This is a genomic window from Mesorhizobium sp. M7D.F.Ca.US.004.01.2.1 (genome assembly GCF_003997785.1).
GTDB lineage: Bacteria > Pseudomonadota > Alphaproteobacteria > Rhizobiales > Rhizobiaceae > Mesorhizobium > Mesorhizobium loti.
In genome coordinates this window covers 1-6,077 of sequence record NZ_RZRQ01000340.1, presented here as the reverse complement: position 1 = coordinate 6,077, position 6,077 = coordinate 1, and the positions used below count along the sequence as shown (strand labels likewise).

Below are 6,077 nucleotides of genomic sequence, written 5' to 3'. Positions count from 1 at the left end.
CATCGTCACTGTGCTGACCTTCCTCGCCCACCGGCTGGTCACGTCGCAGACCGGGCGCAACTTCATCGCCATCCGCGACAATGAAACCGCGGCCCGCATCATCGGCATCCCCGTGCTGAAGACCAAGCTGCTGGCCTTCGCCATCTCGTCCTTCATCATCGGCGTTGCCGGCGTCATCTGGGCCTTCGCGTATCTGCGGACCGTCGAGCCGGACGGCTTCGATCTCGACCGGTCGTTCCAGATACTGTTCATCATCATCATCGGCGGTCTGGCCTCGATACGCGGTGCGTTTTTCGGCGCCGCCCTCATCGTGGTATTTCCACTTGGCTTATCGCGCCTCGGCGGCTTTCTGCTCGGCGATCTCTTCGATTCGGGCGTGCTCGACATGAGCCAGCGCATCGTGCTGGGCGCGCTCATCATCCTCTTTCTGATCCTGGAGCCGGACGGGCTGGTGGCCCTGTGGGATAGGATCCGAAGACGGCTCCTGTTCGCCTGGCAGACGACTTGAGCTCTATGCATTTGAAAATGAACCGCATCCGAAAATGAACCAGGGGCCGAACCCAAGACGGCCCATACCGGGAGTACCCTAACCATGACTTTCCTCAGCACAATCAAGGCGGCGGCGCTGTCCGCGGCGATGATCGTGTCGGTGGCCTTGCCCGCCGCGCATGCCGATGAACAATATTTCCCGCTGCAGAGCTATCGCGTCGGACCTTACGCGGCCGGCGGCACCGGCTTCTTCGGCGGCTTCATCGATTACCTCAACCTCATCAACATCCGCGACGGCGTTAACGGCGTCAAGCTGACCTGGGACGAGTGCGAGACCCAGTATGAGGTCGAGCGTGGCGTCGAATGCTACGAACGGCAGAAGAGCCATGCCGGTGCCGCCGCCTGGAACCCGCTCTCGGTCGGCATCGCCTATGCCATGATCGACCGCATCACCGCCGACAAGGTGCCGCTGATCACGGTCAACCACGGCCGCACCGACTCGACTGATGGGCGTGTCTTCCCTTACGTCTTCCCGCTGCTCCTTAATCCCTACAGCGAAACCTCGGGCATCGTGAACTACATCGCCTCCAAGGAAGGCGGCATCGACAAGCTCAAGGGCAAGAAGATCGTCGTGCTCTATCACGGCTCGCCCTACGGCAAGGAGACCATCCCGATCTATGAGCTTCTGGCGCAGAGATACGGTTTCACCGTGCAGCAGATCGAGGTGCCGCATCCCGGCAACGAGCAGCAGTCGCAGTGGCTGACCATCCGCCGCGCCAAGCCGGACTTCGTCGTTCTGCGCGGCTGGGGCGTGATGAACCCGGTGGCGCTGAAGACAGCGGTGAAAGTGGGCTTCCCCGTCGACCATATCGTCGGCAATGTCTGGTCGAACTCCGAAGAGGACGTGATCCCCGCCGGCGACGCCGCCAAGGGCTACACCGCCATCACCACGCAGGCTTCCGGCAACTCCTACCCGGTGGTGCAGGAGATCGTGAAGACGGTCTACGGCGCCGGCAAGGGCAATCTAGAAGACAAGGCGCGCATCGGCTCGGTCTACCACAATCTCGGCATCGTCAACGGCATCCTCAATGTCGAGGCTATCCGCGTCGCGCAGGAGAAATTCGGCCACCGCACGCTGACGGGCGACGAGGTCCGCTGGGGCTTCGAGCATCTCAAGCTTGACCCGGCCAAGGTCGAGGCGCTCGGCGCCAAGGACCTGTTCCACTCGATCAATGTCAGCTGGGACAACCACGAGGGCGAAGGCTACGTGACCTTCCAGCAGTGGGACGGCAAGAAGTGGAACGTAGTCTCCGACTGGATCGCGCCGGACTGGGCGCTGCTGCGGCCGATCATCGAGAAGTCCGCCGAGGCCTACGCCGCCGAGAAAGGCATCAAGTTGCGCACGGCGGATGATGCCGACGCGGTGACCACCAACTGATCAGCCAAAGCCTGGCGCTGCGGATCGAGTTCCGCGGCGCCGGGCTTGTTTCGGTTCATCGAACCATGAAATGAGAGCCCTATGCCGGACGATGACGTCATCCTTGCCGCGGACGCGGTCCATGCTACCTACAACCACGCCATCACGGCGTTGCACGGCGTCAGCTTCGCGTTGCGGCGTGGCCAGATCCTAGCATTGCTCGGTGCCAATGGCGCCGGCAAGACCACGACGCTGAAGGCCGTCTCCAACCTGCTGCCGGCCGAACGCGGCCAGGTCAATTCCGGCACCATCCGCTATGAAGGCTCAGATGTCTCGCGCCGCAAGCCGGGCGATCTGGTACGCGCCGGCCTGGTCCAGGTGCTGGAAGGCCGCCACTGCTTCAAGAGCCTCACCGTCGAGGAGAACCTGGTCGCGGGCGGCATCGGCCGCAGCGGGAGCCGTACCGAGATCAATGGGGATCTCGAGCGGATCTACGTCTATTTTCCGCGTCTCAAGGAAAAGCGTCGGACATTGTCCGGCCTGACCTCGGGCGGCGAACAGCAGATGACCGCCATCGGCCGTGCGCTGATGTCGCGGCCGCGTCTGCTGGTCCTCGACGAACCGTCGATGGGGCTCGCCCCGCTCATCGTCCAGGACATCTTCCTGACACTCAGAAAGCTGAACCGCGAGACTGGCCTGTCGATCCTGGTCGCCGAGCAGAACTCGGCGGTGGCGCTTCGTTATGCCGACCACGCCACGGTGCTGGAAAACGGCGTCTCCGTTCTCTCTGGCGCCGCCGCCGAGCTTCGCCAGCGCGAGGACATCAGGGCCTTTTATCTCGGGCAGCAGGCATCGCCTGCCGCCAAGCCAGCCCATCTCCATGCCGTGGCCTGAAACGAAATCCGAAGGAGCATTGAAATGACCGTTTCGACCGTCAAGACCGACCACGCTTCCGCCGCCGTGCCGCCAGTCGCAAGGCCGACGAAACCAGCGCACATCATCAAGGACGACGCCGAGGCGATTGCCATCGCCCACGCGCTCGCCGCCGAATTCGTCAAGGACTCCTCCAAACGCGACCGCGAGCGGATCTGGCCGGTTGCCGAACTCGATGCGTTTTCGCAAAGCGGCCTGTGGTCGATCAATGTGCCCAAGGCATTCGGCGGGCCGGAGGTGTCCTATGCGACGCTGGCGAAGGTGATCGAAATCATCTCGGCGGCGGATTCCTCGATCGGCCAGGTTGCCCAGAACCATCTCGGCGTCGTCGCCGCCATCCGCACCGTGTCCGACGCCGATCAGCAGAAGCTGCTGTTCGCCGAAGCGCTGAAGGGCACGCGGTTCGGCAACGCCTTCTCCGAGTTCGGCTCCAAGCGCGCCGCCGATTTCGAGACCCGCTTCACCGATGCCGGCGATCATGTCGTCGTCAATGGCCGGAAATTCTATTCGTCCGGCGCGCTGCTTGCCCATCTGGTGCCGATCGTGGCGCTCGATGATGAGGGCCGCGCCTGGTATGCGATCGCCGACCGGGCCGCGCCCGGCCTGACGGTCATCGACGACTGGTCGAGCTTCGGCCAGCGCACGACACTGTCCGGCACCGTCATCATCGACAATGTCAAAGTGCCGAAGACGCATCTGGTGCCAGGCTACAAGGGCTACGACAAGCCGACCGCCGACGGCGCCATCTTCCAGATCATCCAGGTGGCCGTCGACACCGGCATCGCCCAGGCGGCGATCGACGAGACGGTTCATTTCGTCAGGACCAGGAGCCGCGCCTGGATCGACAGTGGCGTCGACAATGCCTGGGACGATCCCTACACCATCCAGGCCATCGGCGACCTGACATTGCGTTTGCACGCGGCGCAGGCGTTGCTGGAAAAGGCCGGCCTGGCAATCGACCGCGCGGTGGCCGAGCCGACCGCCGAGACGGTGGCGCATGCGCAGATCGTCACCGCCGAGGCAAAAATCCTGTCGACCGAAATAGCCATCGCCGCCACGAACAAGCTGTTCGAACTGGCAGGGACCCGCTCAACGCTGGCCGAACACAATCTCGACCGGCATTGGCGCAACGCCCGTACCCACACGCTGCACGACCCGGTGCGTTGGAAGTAATCGATCCTCGGCAAATATTTCCTCAACGGCGAAAACCCGCCGCTGCACGCCTGGAGCTGATTTCCCACCGGCGGGCGGGCGGCCCGCCACGTCAAACCTTCGACTATCATTCCCAAGAGGCCCACTGCCATGTCAAATCCAACAGTCGTCGGCTTTTCCGGCAACATCACCCGGCCGTCAAAGACGCGCGCCTTCGTCGACCTGGTCACCAGGGACATCGCCGCCAGCCACGGCCTATCGGCGAGCACCTATGATATCGAGGATCTCGGCCCGTCGCTGGGAACGGCGAGATGGGCCCGCGATCTCGACGGCCAGGCTCGCGCGATCCTGGAACAGATCCTTGCCGCCGACGTGCTCGTCGTAGGCTCGCCGACCTACAAGGGCAGCTATACCGGTCTGTTCAAGCATTTCTTCGACCTGATCGATCCGGCGGCATTGCGAGGAAAGCCGATCGTGCTGACGGCGACCGGCGGTGGCGAGCGTCATGCCTTGATCGTCGAACATCAGCTGCGGCCGCTGTTCGGCTTCTTCGAAGCCTTTGCCCTGCCGACCGCCGTCTACGCCACCGACAAGGATTTCACCGACGGCGTGCTGCGCTCCGAGGCGATCCTGAAGCGTGCGGCACAGGCGGTCGACGAGGTTGGCTTCGTGCTGGCCAATCGCTCGGCAGGCAGGATCGCCGCCGAATAGCTTGCCTTGCCAGATCGCGCCGTGTTCGAAATAAGCGAGGGCAGCGCCCTCGCTTACGCGCAATTTACGACCGCCCGCTAAAACCGTTCCTGTCTGATTCGTCTGGGACGGGAACGTCATGAGCAAAGCCCTTACATCCTTCGCACTGGTCGCCGTGCTGACCGCCTTGCTCATGGCGTTGAGCCTGGCCGTGGCCAGGCACGGCTATCCCTATGGCGCGATCGGCGTCAGGCGCCTTGACGGCATTGCCGATGCCGGCGTGTTCATCCCGATTGCCGCTGTCTATTTCTTCAGCGCGATGCTGATGATGATCCTGCCGATCAGGGCGGCCGGCATCGTCCTGACCCATGCCGCCGACGCGATCTTCTGGACCGTGATCGCGCTGTTCGCGGCAATCGTCGGCTGTCTCGCCGCCAGATGGGCTTTTGGTCAGGGCAGCGCCGTGTGGGCATTGCTGAACTGGCGGTTCCTGTTTGCGGCGGCGATCGTCGGTTGCCACTTCGTCATGAACGAGTTGCGCCGCAACGTGCTGCTGCGCAGCCTGTTCTTCGTGGTGTTCGCCGCCGCGACACTGGCCTGCTTGTTCTGGTCGTTCTCGCTCTGACAGGTCGCCAGCTAATCGGCTGATCCTGCGGCGATGTTGCCGGCCGCCGTTTCCATCCATGTCCAGAGATAGGCAGCAAGACCACGGTCGGCGTGGATGCGCAGCCTGTGTTCATGGCGATAGACGATGGCGCTGATACCCGCGAAGGACAGCGCTGCACTAGCACTCGTTTGGCTGGGATCGAGTGTCGTTCCACGCATGATGAAAGCATCGAGCGCCGTGCCCTCGACCTCGAACACTTGCAGCCCGGCACTGATCGCCGTCACCGCGAACCCGTCCGCGTGCCAGCCCGTCGCGATGGCGAGCGGGCTGTCCGAGACCACGAGCAGCCGGTCGCGCGCCAGCCGCGCCGCATAGCGGTCGCCCTGTGCCGCTCCAAAGGCACCCACGCCAGTCCCGTCGACCCCGGAAGCCCGCGTCCACGCGTCGAGATCGCCGCTGACCAGCAACTGGTCGAGGCCGGAGATTGCCCGCACCGCGAGGCCCGGCGTGGTGATGACCGCACCCTGCCAGTCCGGTGCAACGGACCATTTTTCCGCGAGATCACGCATGCAGCCGGTCTCCTGCCGGGTCGAAGGCGCAAGGGGCGGTAATCGTCGCCTTGCTGATCTTGCCGAGGTGCTGGATTTCGATCGCCTCGCCGTGGCGGGCCGCGCCACGCTCGATCAACCCAAGTGCAACCGGGCGGCCAAGCGTGGGGCTCTGGTAGCTCGAGGTGACAAAGCCCTGGCTGCGCAATCTGCCGTCGATCCGTTTGATGCCGTGCGCGCC

8 protein-coding genes are annotated in these 6,077 nt (G+C 63.8%); 6 read left to right on the top strand and 2 right to left on the bottom strand.

Annotated elements, in window-relative coordinates; all coding sequences use genetic code 11:
• From EN993_RS29510 to EN993_RS29485, 6 genes are all read left to right on the top strand, one after another.
• Positions 1-508 (top strand): branched-chain amino acid ABC transporter permease (locus tag EN993_RS29510; protein WP_164757892.1); only part of this gene is annotated, 508 nt, incomplete at its 5' end.
• An 84-nt stretch (positions 509-592) separates the two neighbouring features.
• Positions 593-1,927 (top strand): ABC transporter substrate-binding protein, encoded by a 1,335-nt coding sequence (locus tag EN993_RS29505; RefSeq protein WP_127265549.1) that lies wholly within the window; start codon positions 593-595, stop codon positions 1,925-1,927.
• An 81-nt stretch (positions 1,928-2,008) separates the two neighbouring features.
• Positions 2,009-2,800, top strand: a complete 792-nt coding sequence (locus EN993_RS29500; protein WP_127265548.1) for an ABC transporter ATP-binding protein — start codon at positions 2,009-2,011, stop codon at positions 2,798-2,800.
• 24 nt (positions 2,801-2,824) lie between these two features.
• On the top strand, positions 2,825-4,012 hold the full coding sequence (locus EN993_RS29495; protein WP_127265547.1) for an SfnB family sulfur acquisition oxidoreductase: 1,188 nt from the start codon (positions 2,825-2,827) through the stop codon (positions 4,010-4,012).
• Between the two features lie 129 nt (positions 4,013-4,141).
• Positions 4,142-4,702 (top strand): FMN reductase, encoded by a 561-nt coding sequence (gene msuE, locus EN993_RS29490; protein ID WP_127265546.1) that lies wholly within the window; start codon positions 4,142-4,144, stop codon positions 4,700-4,702.
• 118 nt (positions 4,703-4,820) lie between these two features.
• Complete coding sequence (locus tag EN993_RS29485; protein ID WP_127265545.1) at positions 4,821-5,306, top strand: hypothetical protein; 486 nt, start codon at positions 4,821-4,823, stop codon at positions 5,304-5,306.
• 11 nt (positions 5,307-5,317) lie between these two features.
• On the opposite strand, the gene EN993_RS29480 is transcribed toward EN993_RS29485, so the two are convergent.
• Together EN993_RS29480 and EN993_RS29475 are read right to left on the bottom strand one after the other, a co-directional pair.
• A complete protein-coding gene (locus tag EN993_RS29480; protein WP_127265544.1) occupies positions 5,318-5,857 on the bottom strand; it encodes a hypothetical protein in 540 nt (179 codons plus the stop codon).
• The coding region (locus EN993_RS29475) for a glycine cleavage T C-terminal barrel domain-containing protein (RefSeq protein WP_164757891.1) at positions 5,850-6,077 on the bottom strand (228 nt) is incomplete at its 5' end. The genes EN993_RS29480 and EN993_RS29475, both read right to left, overlap by 8 nt.

Coding starts and splice junctions, on each gene's coding strand:
- EN993_RS29505 (WP_127265549.1), top strand. CDS start 593: ATGACTTTCCTCAGCACAATCAAGGCGGCGGCGCTGTCCGCGGCGATG.
- EN993_RS29500 (WP_127265548.1), top strand. CDS start 2,009: ATGCCGGACGATGACGTCATCCTTGCCGCGGACGCGGTCCATGCTACC.
- EN993_RS29495 (WP_127265547.1), top strand. CDS start 2,825: ATGACCGTTTCGACCGTCAAGACCGACCACGCTTCCGCCGCCGTGCCG.
- msuE (WP_127265546.1), top strand. CDS start 4,142: ATGTCAAATCCAACAGTCGTCGGCTTTTCCGGCAACATCACCCGGCCG.
- EN993_RS29485 (WP_127265545.1), top strand. CDS start 4,821: ATGAGCAAAGCCCTTACATCCTTCGCACTGGTCGCCGTGCTGACCGCC.
- EN993_RS29480 (WP_127265544.1), bottom strand. CDS start 5,857: ATGCGTGATCTCGCGGAAAAATGGTCCGTTGCACCGGACTGGCAGGGT.